The following is a 21,462-nucleotide window of genomic DNA, read 5'->3' as shown; positions in this document are numbered from 1 at the left end:
TGTTAAGTCAATTTCTCCTCAAGCATGTCAAAAATGTCGTCCATTTCATCCATTTCAAGGTCAGCCGCAGAGAAGTCACTTGGTGTAAATTCCCGTTCTTGCTGCGCTAAGCAATGGGTGATGATGGATTGGATTTTTTCCTTCAACAATGCCATGAACTGCTGTATCGTCTGTTCTTCATATTCACTTGCACAATAGGAGCAAGACAAAATGAATCGATTGTGTTGAACAAGACCACTAAGGTTCAGCTTATAAACAGCTTCCGAATCTGGGCTTGCTTGTCGTCCCATATCATGGATGGACGGCCCAAAGAGTTCTGTCGTCACTTCCTGATCAATCTGTCCAAGATAGTTCAAGCTGATTTCAGGATGTACATGGTGCCCTGACGGTTCAGTGGCTGTCATGTATTTTAAAATCCCATAGCCAATCCCTTTATTTGGCACACGGCGCAGCATTTCTTTCGTTCCTTTAATAGCATCAGCTATGGTCTGATCCGGCTTCGCTTCAAGAACAACTGGATACATACTCGTAAACCAGCCAATTGTGCGAGAGACATCCAGCCCTGATAAAATATCCTCTCTTCCATGACCTTCAAGCTGCACATGTACATGGGACTCACCTGTCCACTCTTGAACAGCAAGACCAAGAGCACATAAAAGAATATCGTTCATTTCCGTTGTGTACGGCAGATGAATATCGGTCAAAAGATGCTCAGTTTCTGTTTCTGTCAGCTGCATTTGAACCGATTTGGTTTCGGCAACTCTTCTTTTCGTCACTTCATGATCAACAGGTAATGCGGTTAATGGTTTGCTTTCAATTTCTGCCCAATACTCCCGCTGACTTTTTAATGGCTGTGACTGTGCATAACGTTCAATGGCCTCTGCCCATTCTTTAAAGGAATGAGTTTTCAGCGGCAGGACAAGGGCTTGTCCCTGAGATGCCTGCTGATATAGAGACATAAAGTCCTCTAGTAAAATTCGGCATGAGACACCGTCAATAACTAAATGGTGTGTCACGATGAGTAAATGATCGCCATCTTCCGCATGGAAACAAATCACTTTCATCAATGGACCTGTTTCGAGGTTCAGCTGACGCTGATACTCATTGGCAAATGTGGAAATTGCCTTTTTCACATCGTGCTCTTTTGAGACATCATGAGAAATAATCGCTATCGGTTCCGGTAGCTCCCGCTGGTTGTATTGCAGGATGCCGCTATGTTCCTGCTTGTATACCATACGCAGTGCATCATGATGTGAAAGTAGTTTTTGCATGACTTGTTCTGTAATGGAAAGGTCAAATCCATTTGGCGCATGAAGCATCATCGAGAGATTCCAATGGTGCTGATCGCTGAATGCTCGTTCAAAGAACCAGCGCTGAATCGGTGTTAAAATGACTTCTCCTTCGACAGATGATTGGTCGGCTGTGAGAAGATCGGCTTCCTCGATATATGGGCGCAGCTCCGCAATCGTCGGGTACTGGAATAGAAGTTTCATATCGAGCTTCCAGCCTGCTTGCGTGAGTCTGCTTGCCATTTGGATACCTTTAATCGAATCTCCGCCAAGGAAGAAGAAGTGATCGTGAATACCGACTTGGCTGACGCCAAGGACATCTTCCCAAATGCCGCAAAGCAGTGTTTCAACTTCGTCTCTTGGTGCTTCGTATATCGTTTGGTTCGCTTCGATATCAGGAGCTGGCAATGCTTTCAGATCAACTTTTCCATTTGCCGTCATTGGAAATTGGTCTAGCTTGATGATCCATGATGGCACCATGTATTCAGGCAACGTTCGTTTTAGGCTTTCTTTTAAGTCTTCTGCATCAGTATCGTTCTCTGTGATCACGTAAGCGGCAAGGGCGTCCTGATCACTCGCATCTTTGACCGTTGTCACGACGGCTTCTTTCACCGAATCCAGCGTCAGAAGCTGGGCTTCAATTTCTGACAGCTCAATACGGAAGCCGCGGATATTGACCTGATGGTCTATTCTGCCGAGGTAAATCAGCTCGCCACCCTCTGTCCATTTCACTAAATCGCCTGTGCGGTACATGCGCTCGCCTGGATAGAATGGATCTGGGACAAATCGTTTGGCTGTTTCCTCTGGAAGATTCCAATAGCCTCTTGCCAGTCCTTTTCCTGCAATCACGAGCTCACCCGGTACGCCTGGCGGCGACAGGTCATATAACGAACCCATAATGTAAAAACGAGTATTGGCAATGGCTGTTCCAATCGGAAGCGTGCCTTGTTCTGGATCGATCATTCCGCTTGTCGCTACGACCGTATTTTCAGTTGGACCGTAGTTATTGACGAGTTGATATGGAACTGGCTTCACCTGTTTCAGCTTGTCTCCGCCTGTTAGTAAGTAACGTAGAGAATGGTTGTCCATTGACATAAACTGCTCACAAAGCTGTGTTGGCAGGAAGGCAATGGTGATGCCTTCTTCATTGAAATACGCATTGAGCTTGATCATATCGAGGCGAATTGCTTCGTCGATGATATGCAGCTCTGCGCCAGCGATCCACGTCGGGAACATCTCCCAAATGGAGGCGTCAAAGCCAAAGCCTGCATATTTCGCAGTTCGATCCTCGTGCGTCACTTGGAACGCATCATTGTGCCAGAATGCAAGATTCACAAGAGACTGGTGCTCGACCATGACACCCTTCGGCTGTCCCGTCGTCCCAGACGTGTAAATCATGTAGGCAAGATCCGTTGGTTTGATCTGAACCTGAATCTCGTGAGCTTCTCCCTCTACCGCATCTTCTATGAACAGGATATGACCTGTGAATGAAGGTGGTGCAGTAAGTCCTTTCTGCATCAGAAGTACCTCTGCCCCGCAGTCTTCCAGCATGTATGCAATACGCTGCGCTGGATAATCTGCATCAATCGGAACAAATGCCGCACCTGACTTGAGAACGCCAAGGACAGCAGCTGTCATGTCAAGAGATGGGCGGGTGAGAATGCCGACGCGGTCTCCTGTTTTTGTGCCGCTTGCGATGAGCCTTGAAGCGACTACATTCGCCCGGCTGTTCAGCTCTTTATACGTCCAGCTCGTTCCGCAGAAGGTCGCCGCTTTTTGATGCGGTGCTCCTTGTGCCTTCGCCTCAATCAGGGCATGAACGGTTTGATTTGACGGGACGTCTAGGACAGGTCCTGACCATTCATTGATCAGCTCTCGTTTTTCCTCTTCAGTTATGAGAGATAGCGCTGAAATCGGCTGATTCAGCTTAGTCACCATATCGTCTATGATTTTTTCAATATATCGGCTCCAGCGCTGAATGGTGCTCTTTTTAAACAGAGCCGCTGCATACTCAAAGCGCAAGCCCACTTGATCATTTTCTTCAAATACACCAAGCGTTATATCAAATTTTGCATGAATGGTATCTTGCTGCTTTTGTGACAGCTTGAGTCCATTCAAATCCGGTAACGTCAGGTCACGGTCATCTGTAGTCAGCATGACACTAAACAATGGATTGCGGCTCGTGTCTTTCGAAAGATCTAACTGAGCCACCAATTCCTCAAACGGAAATTCTTGATGTTCATAGGCTGATAGGCTGCGATCTTTCATTTTTTCAAGCAGCTGTGCTGTCGTGTCTTCTGGCTGCACTTCGTTTCGAAGAGCAAGCGTATTGACAAACATGCCTGGAACTCGTTCGATTGAAGCATGCGTACGTCCTGCGGTTACAGCGCCTATGACGATATCTGTCTGCCCAGTTAATTTCGAAAGGAAAATGGCAAATGCTGTTTGCATCACCATGTTCAAGCTCACACCTTTTTCCGCCATGAGCGTTTTGATAGATTGCACCTTTTCAGCAGACAACCATCTATCGACTCGCCCTCCTTCAAATGACTGAACTTGAGGACGCGGAAAATCAAGGGGCAGCGCTAAGTCTTCTGGCGGCTGTGCATATTGCTCCAGCCAATACTGCCGCTGCTTCTCAAGGAGCGCCTGCTGATTTTCTTCCTGCTGCCATACCGCAAAATCCTTGTAATGCAGCTGAACTGGCGGTAACGTCTTTTTCTCATAAAGCTCTGCCAGTTCTTGAATAAGCAGGCTACGTGTGACACCGTCTGCAATGATATGGTGCATATCCATCATGAATACATATTTCTCATCAGAAAGCTTCGCCACTTTTGCTCTCATTAATGGTGCTTGATGTAGTGAGAATGGTGTAATGAATGACTCGATGACAGACTGCTCCTGATCGCCCTCGATTTCATCAACCTCTAATGTAAACGGCACTTGGCGATAGACTTTTTGAACGGGTACGCCGTCAATTTCTACAAACGCTGTCCGCAACGATTCATGTCTGTCGATCAAGGCTTGAAGCGCTGCTTCTAGCTGCTTCACATCAAGGCTGCCTTCCATCATTAAAACGGCTGGCATATGATAAGTGACTGCTTCTGGATGCAGCTGCTGCAGTACATACATCCGCTTTTGAGCAGAAGAGACGGGATAGAAATCTTGCTTTTCCGCCGGCTCAATGGATGTAACCACCGAAGAATCCGTTTCGTCCAAGTAGGCAGCCATCGCTCGTATGGTTGGTTTTTCAAAAAGGACTTTGAGCGGCACATGCTTGTTCAGCTTTGCTTGCACCTTCGAAATGAGCACCATACCCTTGAGGGAATGACCTCCTAATTCAAAGAAGTGGTCAAGAACACCCATTTGTTCCACCCCAAGAACTTCTGACCAAATGTCACACAGCGTCCGCTCAAGTTCCGTTTCTGGTGCCACATGCGCCGTACGGTTCATATGCACTTCATGCGGAAGCGGCAAAGACTTCGCATCCACCTTTCCATTTTGGGTAAGTGGAATGTGATCGACTTTCACAAAGTACGTTGGAATCATATAATCCGGCAGTGTCTCCGCAAGATTTTCTCTAAACGTCAATGTTCCAATGTGTTCAGGCGCTGTGTAATAGAGTGCAAGCTCCGGCAAACCGGACAGGTGCAGAACTTTCACATAGACTTCTTGAATAGATGCCAGAGCACGTGCGGCATGCTCAATTTCCTGTTTCTCAATGCGATAGCCGCGGATTTTCACTTGATCATCGACTCTTCCAAGAAACTCAATATCTCCATTTGCATGCTGTCTGACCAAATCCCCTGTTCGATACATTCGCTCTTGAGGGTCATATGGATTTTCAAGAAAACGTTCCGCTGTTAACTCAGGCTGATTCAAATATCCTCTCGACACGCCTTCCCCAGATATATAAAGCTCTCCCGGCGCGCCATAAGGGACAAGACGCTGCTGCTGATTGCATACGAGTGCTCTTGTGTGAGCAATTGGCTGTCCGATCAAAGATCGTTCCTTCAGAGCGTCCAGCTCTTGCGGTGTGATCAGCTTGGTCACTGTACCAATGGTTGTCTCAGTCGGACCGTAATGGTTCATTACTGCCACGCATGGATGCTGCTTCATAAATGTTTCAACATCCTCAGGAATGATCGGTTCTCCTCCAAGTACCACTAGGCGTAAAGCGTTAAATGAATGTTCTTTAGAATCTGCCATCATATGAAATAAGGATGGTGTCATTTTGATATAAGTCAGCTCTTGTTCATCAATCAAACGCATCAGACGTACAGGGTCTGTATACACCTCTTCACGAGGAACATAAAGTGTCCCCCCTGCTTTTAAAACAGGGAAAATGCTTGTGTAACCAAGATCATATGCATAAGAAGAAAGCAGTGCTGTCCGATCACATTCTTGCAATGTCACCTCATTTGTCAGCCAGTTGACATAGTGTGATAGATTACGATGCGCGAGCTGTACTCCCTTCGGCTTCCCTGTTGTCCCAGATGTGTAAATCACATAAGCGAGCTGATCGACCGATACTTCTGGCAGTTCTAGTGAATAGCTTTGTTGCACTGCTTGTTCAACCTGCACCACTTGAATCGACTTGCGATTTTGATAGGAATCAGCAAGAGACTCATTTGTTACGATGACTTGTGCACCTGAATCCTCTAATGTGTAGCGGATTCGTTCAGCCGGAAAAGCTGGATCAATCGGGACAAACGCTCCTCCTGCTTTCATCACACCAAGCATGGAGACGATCACATAGACAGAGCGGTCAAGAATCAGTGCCACAGTTTTTTCTTTCTCTACGCCTCGTTTCTTAAGTTCACAGCTAAGTGCATGTGACATGTCTTCCAGCTCACGGTAGGTGAGTTTTCTTTGATCATCCATGACGGCAATAGCATCCGGTGTTTCCTTAGCCTGACGTGAAAATTGGACATGGAATGGCTCATGACGATTCGTTGGCCCTTCGGCTTTTTTCTCCAGACGCTCTATTTGTTCATGCTGATCCAGTATACAGAGCAAGCCGATCTGTTCCTCTGGATGACGAACCGCCTCACGAATAATCGCTAGGAGGTGAGTTCCGAACCGGCGGACGGTCTCTTCTTTAAATAACGCCGCTGCATAGTCAAAGCTCAGTTTTAATGCTCCCTCGCGTTCAAATGCTTCTAAAGATAAATCAAATTTGACCGAGTGATGCTGAATGGCATAAGGCGAAATGTTCAGATCGCCGAGCTTTAACGCTGGAACCTCCATGTTCTGCATGTTAAATGACACGCTAAAAAGCGGGCTCCGAGTTGTATCACGGTCTAACGGAAGATGTGCAATTAACTCTTCGAGTGGATAACTTTGATGTGCAAAAGCGTCAACACTTGTTTCTTTTATTTCTTCAAGCAGCTGCAAAAATGTTTTGGTTTGTTCTGGTTTTCCGCGCAATGCAATGGTGTTAATAAACATCCCCGGCATGTCCTGGATATCAGGGTGTGTCCGTCCAGCAACAGGCGAACCCACAATGATATCTTCCTGACCGCTATAGGAGGCAAGCAGCACTTGAAAGGCGGATAACAAGAACATATACATGGTCGTATCGGTTTTCTGAAGCAGTTCATAAATGCGCTGAGTCGTTGCTTGATCACAGCCAAACATGAATCGTTCTCCCGAAAAATCACGTTCTGCTGGACGCGGATAATCAGTTGGCAGCTCTAAAACCGGTAAATCTCCTTCAAATTGCTTCAGCCAATATGCTTCATGCTCCTTCAGTTTCTCCGTTTCTTCTTCACTTAGCTGCCAGACAGCGTAATCTTTATAATGAATGGCTCTTTCAGCAAGAGCTTCTCCATCATAAGCCTTCGCCAAATCTTGAATGAACGTCTTCATGGAGCTGCCATCTGTAATGAGATGATGTGCTTCCAAAACGAGAAGATGACGATTCTCACTGACCTTTAGCAGCTGAGCTCGTAAAAGGGGTGCCGCTGTTAAATCAAATGGCGATTGACGTTCAGCAAGAAATGCCTCAGCCTCTTCTTCCTTGATGTCATGAACAGGAAGGTCAAATGCTGACCATTCATGCACCCTTTGGACAATGTCTTCCCCATTCATATGAAAACTCGTTCTTAAGATTTCATGCGTTTGGATTAACTGATTAAATGCTGATTTGAGACGCTCATATTCGAGTGTTCCTTCAAGCGTTAAGACGATTGGAATATGATAATTCGTGCTGTCAGGTTCAAGTGTCTGCAAAATGTATAAACGGCGCTGAGCTGGTGATACCGGATATTCGCCCGCCTGCTCTGCTGGTAAAATAGGATGTCCAGCATCTTCTTGACCTTCCTGATCGATGTAAGCCGCTAATGAGCGAATCGTCGGCTTCTCAAAAATCATTTGAATCGGCACTTCCTTTTGAAGCGCTTCTTGAACCTTCGCAGACATCATCATCGCCTTGAGCGAGTGCCCGCCAGCCATGAAGAAATGCTCGTCTATCCCAATCGTTTTTCCAAGAAGCTCCTCCCAAATGTCAGCGAGTACCTTTTCTGTCTCGGTCTCAGGCGGCATGATTTTGATCTCTTCGCGATGCACTTCGTCCGGCTTTGGTAAAGCTTTTCGATCTACCTTCCCGTTCGTTGTCAGTGCAAAGGTATCCAGCTTCATCACATAGTGCGGCACCATATAAGCTGGCAGCTTTTGATTGAATACATCTCGCACCTCTTCTTCTGCGAGTCTCCCTGTGAAGTAGGCGATGATTTCCTTTTCTTCTGAAGAAAGCTGCTGAACAAGTACAACCGCATCATCGATACCCGTTTCTTGGCGAAGCACCGTTTCAATTTCTCCAAGCTCAATACGGAAGCCTCGAATTTTCACCTGATCATCTGCACGGCCAAGGAATTCGATCTGACCATCCGCACCATATCTAGCCAAGTCACCTGTTCGATACATCCGTCCTGACGGCTTAAAAGGATCTGCCATGAATACTTGATCAGTCAAATCTGGACGTTTGATGTACCCTCTTGAAACACCGTCCCCGCCTACATACAGCTCTCCTGGCGCTCCAATTGGCTGAAGTCTCTGATAGTCATCTAAAATATAAGCTGACGTATGATTGATCGGCTGACCAATTGGGATCGGACCCGTTTCATCTCCTCTTACTTCGTAAATGGTCGAGATGGTTGTATTTTCTGTTGGACCATAGACATTCAGCAAGGTAAGTGATGGATGATGCTTTTTCACAAGCTCCGCACTTTTCTCATTGATCACATCACCGCCGGTGAATAATGTTTTTAACCCTTTGAACATTTGCGGCCGCTGCTGAGCGAGCTGATTAAATAAACCAGTCGTTAAAAAGAGCGCCGTGATTTGATGTGTTTGGATAAATTGTTCGAATCGGTGTATATCCAATAAAGTATCACGGTCAACAGGATAAAGCGTCGCCCCATTCAGAAGCGTAGTGAAGATTTCAAGGGTAATCGCATCAAAGCTGACAGCTCCTGTATGCGCCATACGATCCGACGTGTTCAAGCCCAATTTCTCCTGAGAGCATGCTAACCTCACAATATGCTGATGCTCAATTTGCACTCCTTTGGGCCGTCCAGTTGATCCCGATGTGAACATGATATATGCCAATTGAGATGGAGACGTCTCGACGACTGAAAACTCCGCTTGTGAGTGATGAGTCATGCCGGTCACATGAATTGCTTTGATGCTTTCATCAACCGGCGGCTGGCTGTCAGCATAAAGCAAAATGGCTACGCCACTGTCTTCAAGCATCCAACGGATTCTCTCCTCAGGCTGAGCTGGATCAATCGGCACATAGGCAGCCCCTGCGTGTAAAATGGCTAAAATGGCGATCACCGCATCTGCTGATCGGTTCATATACACCGCGACAGCATCCCCCGGCTGAACGCCGTTTTCTACAAGGATGCTGGCTAAACGACGGATTTCTTGTCCAAGCTCTTCGTATGTGAATGTTCGCTCGCCTTCGACTAATGCCAGGTGGTTTGGCTGCGCTTTGATACGTTCATTGAGCAGCTCGGGAATGGACAGGTGCTTCGGATAATCTCTCTCCGTCTGATTCCACGCTGCAATCTGCTGCTTTTCTTCTTCTGTGATACATGTCACTTCATGAAGATACATGTCAGGATTTTGAATGATTTGCTTTATGAGATTGGTCAGATGTTTCGATATATTTTCAATGACTTTTTCTTCAAACGCCACCGCATTGTATTTGATTTTCAATGTCCACGTTTCACCCGGATAGACAAGAAGATTCAGATCGAAATTCGTTTGTTCAAATCCGTCCTTTACATCAATGGCAAAACCGAGACGTGCAGACATGGTGTCACCAGACAGCTCCTGATCTAAAGGATAGTTTTCAAACCCAACCAAATGATCAAAGAGCTTTCCTCCAGCAGCTGTTTTCTGCTGAATGTCATAAAGCGGCATAAAATCATAGTTTTCCGCTTCCAGTGCATGCTGCTGAACCTTTTGAAACAGCTGTTTGAAGGTCTGTTCCTGATCCAATGTCACCCGAACAGGTATCGTATTGATAAACAGCCCTGCCATTCGCTCAATTCCAGACACACTTGGAGGTCTGCCCGATACGACTGTTCCGAATGTGACATCATCTGCTGCATGATAGGTGCTTAAAAGAACGGACCAGACAGCCTGAAAAAGGTTCGGTGCTGTCACTTGGCATTGTCTTGCCGCATCTTGAATGGCTTGTACCGTTTGTGCATCCCATGTAAACGTCCATTCCTGATGGTCATATTGTCCGTTCGCCTCTTTTTGCTGCAGCAGCCCTTGGTGCTGAACAGCGCCATCCAGCCGCTCCTTCCAATAGTCTTCCGCTTCTTGTTTGTTTTGCTTTCCAAGCCACTGGATATAGTCCGCATAAGGCTTACCTTGTGAGCGATCCGGGGTTCGGTCGTTCCGATAAGATTCATAGTAATGAAACAGTTTTTTCATCAAAACACCCATGGACCAACCATCCATGATGATGTGATGGTTGCTCCAAATCAGGTGCCAGTTTGTTTCATTTAATTGAAAAACAGCGACTTTCAACAACAGATCATTCGTTAAGTGAAATCCTTGCTTTCTCACTTGTTTTTTATATTGATCCAATACCTTTTTCTGCTCTTGATCATTCAGATGCGATAGATCCTCTCTATACACATCTAAATGACGTTCAGCCAATACAACCTGACGAGGCTTTTGTAACTGCTGATAGACAAAGGCTGTACGCAGAATGTCATATGTCCGTACGAGTTCATTGAGGCTCTTTTCAAAAAGATCGAGATCAAAATCTCCGCTTATTCCAAGCTCAAGCTGTGTGAAATAAGAGGAGGAATCAGGGTCTAGCATGGCATGATACAGCATGCCCTCTTGCATTGGTGTTAAAGGATATACCTTTTGAATTTTCTGCTTGCTCATAAGTCCACCTCTTCATTTTGCTTAAAATAGATCCATTAGCTTTTCAAGTTCATCCATGGTAAGATCCTCATCCCCCACATCACTAGGTGTGATCTGACTCTCATCCTGTGATAGACAATGTGAGATCAAAGCCTTCACATTCTTTTCTAGGAGTTCCTTGAACTGTTCCATCGTCCGCTCTTCGAATTCAAGGTGATGATAGGAAATCGTCACATGGAGCATTGCTTGTTCTACGAAACCAACAATATCTAGCGCATGAGGTTTCTCGGATTCAGGGCTCAGCGATTGTCCTGCATGCCATGCAGAGCGTCTCATTTCACCGCCACCGATCTGTTCATCAAACTGGCCAAGATAGTTAAAGCTGATATCTGGTGTGACTTGAAAATCAATATCGTCCTTCATCTTGTCAGGCGTTAAGTATTTTAAAACGCCATAGCCGATCCCCTTGTTCGGAATGTGTCTGAGTTCCTCTTTTAAATGCTTGATTTGATAAGAAAGATCGTCTGCATGCGACATATCCAGTAACACAGGATACATGCTAGTAAACCAGCCGATGGTCCGTGACACGTTAACCGCAGGGAGGATGTCTTCTCTCCCGTGCCCTTCAAGATGAATAAAGTGCCTGTCTTCACCTGTCCACTCTTTCATGGACAATCCTAATGCCGTCAGCAAAATATCATTGATTTCTGTTTGGTAGGCTTCATGTACATCCGTCAGCAGCCTGTGCGTTTCCTCTTCAGACAATGTAAAACGAATGGTTTCTGTATGAAGCATTCGTTGATCCTCCGTGACATGATCCTTTTGAAGCGGAGGAACGGAATGCGCAAGTACCTTTTTCCAATACGCTCTTTCCGATAGCAGCTCATCTGACACAGCGTATTCAGTCAGCTTCTGGGCATATTCTTGGAAGGAGTGTGTTTTTTCAGGGAGGGTAAGAGTTTCCCCGCGCTTCGACTGTTCATAAAGAGCCATGAAATCTTCAAGGAAAATGCGCCATGACACCCCATCAATGACAAGATGGTGTATAGCAAGCAATAAATGATCCCCTTGATCCGTTCGGAAAATAGCAGATCTCACTAAAGACCCGTCTGCTAGCGATATACTCGCCTGCACTTCATTTGCCAGCTTTTCTACCTGCCTGATTTGCTGCGACAGCTCTCCTTTTACTTCCACCACGTCAATTGCCACATTGTTTTCCTCGATTCCTCGATGACGCTGGATGACGCGCCCTTCTTCGAGCGGATACACCAGTCGCAAGGCATCATGATGAATCATGAGCTGTTCCAGTACTTGCTGAACGACTTCCTCATCCAAACCATTTGGTGCTTGGAGCATAACCGATTGGTTCCAATGATGCTGATTCGTAAAGTTTCGTTCAAAGAACCAGCGTTGAATCGGTGTTAAAATGACTTCTCCTTCGACAGGTGATTGGTCGGCTGTGAGAAGATCGGCTTCCTCGATATATGGGCGGAGCTCCGCAATCGTTGGGTACTGGAATAGAAGTTTCATATCGAGCTTCCAGCCTGCTTGCGTGAGTCTGCTTGCCATTTGGATGCCTTTAATCGAATCTCCTCCAAGGAAGAAGAAGTGATCGTGAATACCGACTTGGCTGACGCCAAGGACATCTTCCCAAATGCCGCAAAGCAGCGTTTCAACTTCATCTCTTGGTGCTTCGTATACCGTTTGGTTCGCTTCGATATCAGGAGCTGGCAATGCTTTCAGATCAACTTTTCCATTTGCCGTCATTGGAAATTGGTCTAGCTTGATGATCCATGATGGCACCATGTATTCAGGCAACGTTCGTTTTAGGCTTTCTTTCAGGGCTGTTGTTTCTTCAGCCGCGATGACATAAGCGATAAGTGCATCTTGATCACTCACATCTTTGACTGTTGTCACGACGGCTTCTTTCACCAAATCCAGCGTCAGAAGCTGGGCTTCAATTTCTGACAGCTCAATACGGAAGCCGCGGATGTTGACCTGATGGTCTATTCTGCCGAGATAGATCAGCTCGCCACCCTCTGTCCATTTCACTAAATCGCCTGTGCGGTACATGCGCTCGCCTGGATAAAATGGATCTGGGACAAATCGTTTATCTGTTTCCTCTGGAAGATTCCAGTAGCCTCTTGCCAGTCCTTTTCCTGCAATCACGAGCTCACCCGGTACGCCTGGCGGCGACAGGTCATATAACGAACCCATAATGTAAAAACGAGTATTGGCAATGGCTGTTCCAATCGGAAGCGTGCCTTGTTCTGGGTCGATGACTGCACTTGTCGCTACGACTGTATTTTCTGTTGGACCGTAGTTATTGACGAGTTCATATGGTACTGGCTTCACCTGTTTCAGCTTGTCTCCACCTGTTAGTAAATAGCGTAGAGAATGGTTGTCCATTGACATAAACTGCTCGCATAACTGCGTTGGCAGGAAGGCAATGGTGATCCCTTCTTCATTGAAATACGCATTAAGCTTGATCATATCGAGGCGAATTGCTTCGTCAATAATGTGCAGCTCTGCGCCGGCGATCCACGTCGGGAACATCTCCCAAATGGAGGCGTCAAAGCCAAAGCCGGCATATTTCGCAGTTCGATCCTTGTTCGTCACTTGGAACGCATCATTATGCCAGAATGCAAGATTCACAAGGGACTGGTGCTCGACCATGACACCCTTCGGCTGTCCCGTCGTCCCAGACGTGTAAATCATGTAGGCAAGGTCCGTTGGTTTGACATGAACCTGAATCTCGTGAGCTTCTCCCTCTACCGCATCTTCTATGAACAGGACATGACCTGTGAATGAAGATGGTGCAGTGAGTCCTTTCTGCATCAGAAGTACCTCTGACCCGCAGTCTTCCAGCATGTACGCAATACGCTGCGCTGGATAATCCGCATCAATTGGAACGAATGCCGCACCTGCCTTGAGGACACCAAGGACAGCGGCTGTCATATCAAGGGATGGGCGAGTGAGAATGCCGACGCGGTCTCCTGGTTTTGTGCCGTTTGCGATGAGCCTTGAAGCGACTACATTTGCCCGGCTGTTCAACTCTTTATACGTCCAGCTCGTTCCGCAGAATGTCGCTGCTTTTTGATGCAGTGCTTCTTGTGCCTTCGCCTCAATCAGGGCATGAACGGTTTGATCTGACGGAACAACAAGGTCTGGTCCTGACCATTCGTTCAGCTGTTTTTGCTGCTGCTGCGGTGACAATAATTTCATTTGATCTAACGATTGATCTGGCGCTGACACCATTTGTTCCAGCAAATGAAGGAAATATTCTTTCCACTTTTCAATTGACGTCTTTTGAAAGATAGAACAATTAAAATCAAACACGAGCTCAATTCGATCTGCGTATTCGTTTCCAGTTAAGGTCAAATCAAATTTGGCGATATTCTCCTCGAATGGCTGTGGAACAACGTGAAGCCCATCCATTGATAAATCACGAATATCCGCATTTTCCATTGAGAAGACCACATCAAAAATTGGATGACGGCTTGTGTCTCGAACCGTTTGCACCTGATCCACCAATTCTTCAAATGGGTACAGCTGATGCTCGTTTGCCTCTAACACAAGCTGATGAACATTTGACGCAAATTCAGCAGCTGTCTGATGTCCTGCTGGCTTTGTTCTAAGTGCCAGCGTGTTCACAAACATGCCAATCACAGATTGAATATCAGGATGGGTTCTACCCACAACCGGAGAACCAATGATGATATCCTCTTGTCTTGAAAGCTTGCTTAAAAGAATACTGTAGCCAGCAAGCAGGACTGTATAGGTCGTACTGTTGAGCGTTCTAACGAGTTCGTCCAATTTTGATTTAAGCGAACCTTCAATTGTAAATGAGACACGATCTCCAGCGAATGTTTGCACTTTTGGCCTTGGCAGGTCTTCCGGCAGTGCCAGTACAGGCAGCTCTCCTTGTAATTGATCCAGCCAGAATGCCTCTTCATCTGCTTTTTGCGCAGCAGATGCCTCACTTTTTGACCAAACTGCATAATCCTTATATTGAACAGGCAATTCCTCTAGTTTGTCTCCTCGATACAGGGCTGAAAGCTCCTCAATTAAAATGCCAACAGACGCCCCATCTGAAATGATATGATGCATATCAATCAGTAAATAATGGACATTTACGGAGACGGAAACTAGACCTATTCTGAGTAAAGGCGCTTTTTCTACATCAAATGGCCTGATAAAGTCATTCATCAATTGCTGTATGTCTCGGCCGTTCTGTTCAATTTTTTCAATGTTTATTGAGACATTTGTTTCAATACGTTGAACAGGTTCATTCTGAACAAAATCAAAGCTCGTTCGGAACGCTTCATGACGTTGGACTAGCTGATCAATTGCCTTTTCAAATCGTTTTTCATCAAAGACGCCTTCTAGCTTTAAGGCAGCCGGCATATGGTAGCTTTGCTCCGCATCAGTCATTTTCTCCAAAACAAACAGTCTTTTTTGAGCAGATGTCACTGGATAATAGGCCGCCTCTTTGGCAACTTCCACTCGCTTGATCTCCGTTTGATCCGCTTGATCTACCGCAAGCGCGAACGCTTCTAATGTTGGGGATTCAAATAAAGATTTCAAAGTGAGCTCCACCTGCATCTCTTCATACAACCTGTTCAGCATTTTCATGCCGCGCAGCGAATGGCCCCCGCATTCAAAGAAATGATCGTGTTTGCCGATTCGCGGTACTTCAAGAACTTCCTCCCAAATGTTCGCCAGCAGACGCTCTGTTTCTGATTGAGGAGAGGTGTATTCATTTGCCCCCTGCTCACTAAGATCAGGTGCCGGCAGCGCCCGCCTATCGACCTTGCCGTTATTCGTTAAAGGAAGCTCCTCTAATTGCATGAAAAATGCCGGCAGCATATACACGGGCAGTTCACGTCCTGCTTGCTCGCGCAAATCAGTTAATGAGACAGATCCTTCTGCTGTGAAATACGCACATAACGTGTCATTCGGAGCAGCAATCACGATAGCTTCCTTCACCTGAGGATGCTGCAGCAGTTGATGTTCAATTTCCCCAAGCTCGATACGCTGTCCGCGAATCTTCACTTGATGATCGATCCGTCCAATGAATTCAATATCTCCATTTGACAGCCAGCGTGCAAGATCGCCCGTTTTATACATGATCTCTCCAGGGCGGAAAGGATTTTTGACAAACTTTTCGCTCGTTAGTTCTGGCTGCTTATAATATCCTTTCACAAGTCCATCACCAGCGACACATAGCTCTCCTGCCACGCCCGGCGGCTGTACATGTCCAAATTCATCTACAATATAAACAGCCGTTTGACTCACTGGCTTGCCGATTGGGATGGATAACGCGTGCTTCTCAATGTGGTTCACAGGATAATATGTGGTGAAAATTGTGCTCTCAGAAGGTCCGTACATATGAACAAGCTTGTCTTTCCCCACTGTCTCAAGTGCAGTCACCACATGAGGCACAGAAGCACGTTCTCCGCCAAACAGCACTTTTCTTACGTTCTTCAGACTGTCTTTTTTCATATCGATGAGTAAGTGAAAAAGAGCTGTCGTGATCATTAAAATACTGACTTTTTCCTTCTCAATCGCTCCAGAAAGCTCATTCATGTTTAAAATATGGTCCTTTGGCAGAACAATGAGTTTTGCTCCGTTTAATAAAGCACCAAACACATCAAACATAAAGGCATCAAATACATAGTTTGAGATGCTCATCACCGTATCTTCATGATGAATGGTGAGATAATTCGATTGCTTCACCGTTCTCAAAATGTTCCGGTGTGTCACCATATTTCCTTTAGGTTTACCGGTTGTACCAGATGTATAGGTCAAATTCGCCAAGTCCTCAGGTAAAATATGAGCATCTATTGGGCTGTCTGACTGCTGAGCAATCGCTTGATTTTCTGTTTCTATGATGATTCCCTCAAATGCAGTGAGCACCGAGCGATGGCGCAGCACTTGATGTGTCAATAAGAATTGTGCACCGCTGTCTGTTAAAAAGTGCTTCACGCGCTCATCAGGGAAATCGGGGTCAATTGGTACATAGACTCCGCCCGCCTTAAGCACAGCTAGAACAGAGAGCACCATTTCATTGGATCGTTCAAAGAATAAGGCTGCTTTCATTCCTTTTTCAAAACCATTTTCACGCAAATAATGTGCCAGCTGATTCACTCGGTCATTCAGCTCTTGATAAGAAAGAACCACATCTTCACATTGCAATGCAGGCTGATGACCATACTGCTGCACCTGTGCTTCAAACTGCGTCACAATGGTTTCTTCTGCTGGATAAGGCGCAGGTAACGGATTCCACCTATTTAGCTGAGCTTCTGCTTCTTGTTCAGACAGTAAGCGATAGGATTGAATAGCTTCCTGCGGCGTTTGAACCATTTGCTCCAGCAGATAAACATAATGTTTGAGCATCTGCTCTGCTGTACTTCGTTTAAATAGCGCCGTACTGTAATCGAGTACAAAGGATAAACCTTGATCTGACTCCATCGCTTGCAGTGTTAAATCAAACTTTGCAATATGGAAATTGGTTTCTTCGACTTCGACCAGCATGTCTCCAATATGCTGTGCTGTTGAATGATCCGGCGCGATTGTAAAGACGGTATCAAACAATGGATGACGGCTAAAATCTCTTGGCACATTCAGTTTTTCAAGCAGCCGCTCAAACGGATATTGCTGATGCTCAAATGCCTGCATCGTCTTTTCCTTTACTTGCTCAATCAACTGAGACATGGTTCCATTCGGATCTACCTCTGACCGCAAAGCAAGTGTCTGGACAAACATACCGATCATGTCATTCAAATCTGTATGCACACGCCCTGCTGCCGGTGTTCCGACCACAAATTCCTTTTGACCCGTATATTTCGCAAGCAATGTATAGTAAGCAGAAAGCAGCACCGTATACAGTGTAGTGTGATGGTTTGCTGCAATCTCCTGTAATTGATTCTTTAACGCCTCATCGATTTCTTTGATGATACGATCACCTGCGAAGGACTGGACAGCTGGACGCTGATAATCGGTCAGCAGCTGTAAAGCAGGGATATCCCCCGAAAATTCTTGCAGCCAGAATGCCTCTTCTTTTTGAAAGTCTTGGTGCTGTTGCCAAACAGCATAATCTTGATATTGAAGCTTCAATGGTTCTTTCACCGATCCCTCGTAAGCATCTGACAGCTCACGCAGTATTAAATCGATCGAAAGACCATCTGAAATCAGATGATGCATATCGAAAAAGAGCAAATGCTCCTGATCATGCAATGACTGCAATCCTATTCGAAGAAGTGGCGCACACTCAAGATCAAAAGGTCTGACAAAGTGCTGCATGTTTTCTTCCATCGTACCGCCTGTCAGCTGTTCTATTTCAAAGAAAACGGATGAAGCGATCCGCTGACGAGGGACACCTTTTATCGTATGAAAAGAAGTACGCAGCATATCATGACGTGAGATCAGTCTGTCAAAGGCTTCAGTCAGCTTCTCAAGCTGCAGAGCTCCTTTTAACCTCACAACAGCAGGCATATGATAGGCAGTGCTTTGCTCCAATTGACTCACCATATAGACACGCTGCTGTGGAGGCGATAACGGATAATGATCTGCAGACGGCGCTTTTGGTATCACCGTTTCAGTAGACTTTTCTGCTTGCTCAATATAAGCAGCAAGAGCAGCAATCGTCTGCTGTTCAAATAAAACAGAGAGCGGCACCTCCACTTGAAAGTCTCGCTGAACCTTTGTAAGTACGGTCATCGCTTTGAGCGAATGCCCGCCTCGATCGAAGAAAGAATCATATACACCGATTTGTTCTTGATCAAGAATGTCTTCCCACAAATGAACAAGCTTCGTTTCTATATGGTTTCTAGGTGCCGTATAAACAGCATGAACCGCTCTATCACCTTTTAAGGCAGCAAGTGCACGACGGTCGACTTTGCCGCTGACTGTGAGTGGAAAAGCATCGAGCTCTTTGAAATAAAGCGGCATCATGTAAGCAGGGAGCTGATGTTTGATAGCCGCTTGCAGCATGTCAACAGACACACCTTCATGACGAGCTTGATAGTAAGCACTTAACGCCTTTTCCCCATCCGCTTCATCAACTACTAGCACGACAGCCTTATCAACTCCATCTACCTGCTCCATCACCGCTTCAATCTCACCTGTTTCTATGCGGTAACCCCTTATTTTCACTTGATCGTCCATTCTGCCAAGATAATCAATCGTGCCATCTGGAAGCCATCTGACTAGATCCCCTGTTCGATACATCCGCTCATTCGGAGAAAACGGATCTGCCGTGAATACCTTCTTCGTCAATTCAGGCTGATTCACATAGCCTCGCCCAACACCTATACCGGCAATGCAAAGTTCTCCTGCAGCCCCTGGCACCTGTAATTGATCATGTTCATTTAAAATATAAATACGATGATGACCAAGCGGTTTTCCAATCGACACATAGCGCTGTTCAGTTGATTCGCTCAGCTCACTGAGATTCAGGCGATGAACTGCCGCATCCACACACGTCTCAGTTGGACCATACACATTCCATAGAGTAAAATCAGGCTGACTCATACGAACCGCTTCGATAAGTGAACGTGCTGCTTTCGCAGGCAGCGCTTCTCCCCCAATCAACATGTGCGTCAATGACAGACCGTCCAAATCCGCTGCAAGTAAAAGCTGCACATGCGCCGGAGTTCCATCTGCCGCTTCAATTTGATGTTTTCTGTAATAAGCCGCTAGCTGCATGCCATTTCTCGTCGTTTCTCGCGGGATGATATGAAGCGTATGTCCAAATAAAAGGGCAGCAAATATTTGTTTCACCGATGCATCGAAATGGAATGGGGCTAGAAGCGCCATTTGAAGCTCATTCGCCCCTTGATACATCTCATGATGCAAAGCATGGACCAAATGATGAAGCTGAAGATGCTCAATCATGACGCCCTTCGGCTTTCCAGTCGTACCCGATGTATAAATCATGTAGGCTAAATCTTCGGGCGCCGTCTGATCGACAAGCTCAGGCAGCCGTCCATCATCTAATAATAGTTGCTGCTGCACGATCAATTTTTCCGAGAGGGCTGGGTACTCTTGAATGAACGATTCCTCTGTTAACACGATAGAAGCACCTGAATCCTCCACAATAAATTGAATGCGCTCCTCAGGTAATGCTGGATCTATTGGTACATATGCCCCGCCAGCCTTTAGTATGCCGAAGACTGCTACCATGGCATCTACCTTCCGCTCCATCAAAACAGCAACAGGCACATCACGTGAGATACCTTTCATTTGAAGAAAACGTGCAAGCTTTTCTGCCTGTTGTTGCAGCTCTCCATAAGTAATTGTTCCATTTTCTGCTACAACGGCTGTTCGATCTGCATATTTGTTGGCTGTCTCATCAAACATGTGATGAACCGGTTTTGCTGCTGGTCTTTCAAACGGTTCTCCCTCAGATAATTGCAGCAGTTCCTTTTGTTCACCTGCTGAAAGTAAAGGCAGTGTCCCGATCAGCTGCTCAGGCTGAGAGACCGCCGCTTCTAGTAAAATCAAGAATCGATCAAACATCTTACTCATTTCTTCTTCTGTGAATACATCTGTACGGTAATCCAAATCAATGGTCAATGTATCAGTATCCCAGCGGTCTTTCACATGTATTGAAATATCATTCATTCCGCTCCCGCTAAAAATCGGTTCAGTAATGAACGACAAGTTCTCTTTTTTCTGCCACTGCATGACCTGATATTCTAAAGAAATATCAAAAAGGCGTCCTGTAAACCCTTCTCTTTCCCGCAAATCATTCATGAGCAGATTGTAAGGGTATTTTTGGTGTCGCAAGATCTTCATTTGATCCGCCATGACCTGCTTTACGAAATCAACAAACGATTGCGACCCTTGAACAGATGCACGCATTGGAATCGTCGATACAAACATCCCAATCATCTTTTTCTCTTTGGCATTCGTCCGGTTACCCATAAAGGTTCCAAGAACGACATCCTCCATACCGCTAAAACGATGTAAGTAAATATAGACAGTGGACATAAACATCGAAAGCATACTGACTTTCTGTTCTTCACAAAAGACACGAAGCTTCTCCTTTAAAGAATCTGGAACATCCCCTGAAAATCGCTCCGCATGTAAACTCATCTCATATCCCTTATGCGGTTTTAAAGATGCGAAGTCTGGAATATGAGCAAATTGCTCATTCCAAAAAGCTTGATCTTTTTGAAAACGTTTAGAAGATTCATAGGTCTGCTCACTCATAATGTGATCAACGAAGGAAATCTCCTCAACTGGCGAAATGTCTACTCCTTGCAGCATGTCATGATATAAATCAATAATGCGATTTCCCATTAAAATGATAGAAATCCCATCCGCGACAATATGATGTGCTTTACAGAACAGCCAGCACTCTTGATCACTGATTTGAAATACCGTAAATTCAATCAAGGGGCTGTCAATCAATGGCATCGGCTCACGAATTTGCTCGTTCGCCCAAGCCCTTACTTCCTCTTCACTCCAGCCCTTCTCCATGCGAATCGGCTGTTTTTCATAAGGTTTGATATATTGAACAGGCTCCTCCTCTTCATCTCGATACTTGAGCCTCAGTCGAAGAGAGTCAGTTTGTCGAATATACGCTTGAAGCACATCGACGACCAAAGAAGGATTGAGACCTGATGCTGATCTCAACCTGGCGAATCCACCCAAATTAGAAATACTTGTACCTGGATAAAATCTTTCCGTGTAGAATACTCGCTTTTGCGCATGTGTTAAGGGGTAATAAACTGTATTCATTCTCATCCTCCGCCTCTTCTATGTTTTC

Annotated in this window: 2 protein-coding genes; both read right to left on the bottom strand. The window is 45.7% G+C overall.

Annotated features, from left to right (window positions below; all coding sequences use genetic code 11):
* Positions 1 to 2 precede the first annotated feature (2 nt).
* Positions 3 to 10,706: a non-ribosomal peptide synthetase gene (locus NST59_RS01950; protein WP_144490712.1), complete on the bottom strand. Its 10,704-nt coding sequence runs from the start codon at positions 10,704 to 10,706 to the stop codon at positions 3 to 5.
* Between the two features lie 21 nt (positions 10,707 to 10,727).
* Complete coding sequence (locus NST59_RS01945) at positions 10,728 to 21,434, bottom strand: non-ribosomal peptide synthetase (RefSeq protein ID WP_341039860.1); 10,707 nt, start codon at positions 21,432 to 21,434, stop codon at positions 10,728 to 10,730.
* Positions 21,435 to 21,462 lie beyond the last annotated feature (28 nt).

This window comes from Bacillus sp. FSL R5-0439 (assembly GCF_038008805.1).
GTDB classification, from domain to species: Bacteria; Bacillota; Bacilli; order Bacillales; family Bacillaceae; genus Bacillus; species Bacillus safensis.
This window is presented reverse-complemented; position numbering and strand designations above follow the sequence as displayed.

What these genes read in the sequence shown, in the direction of transcription:
- NST59_RS01950 (WP_144490712.1), bottom strand. Translation starts at nt 10,706, where the DNA reads ATGAGCAAGCAGAAAATTCAAAAGGTATATCCTTTAACACCAATGCAA.
- NST59_RS01945 (WP_341039860.1), bottom strand. Translation starts at nt 21,434, where the DNA reads ATGAATACAGTTTATTACCCCTTAACACATGCGCAAAAGCGAGTATTC.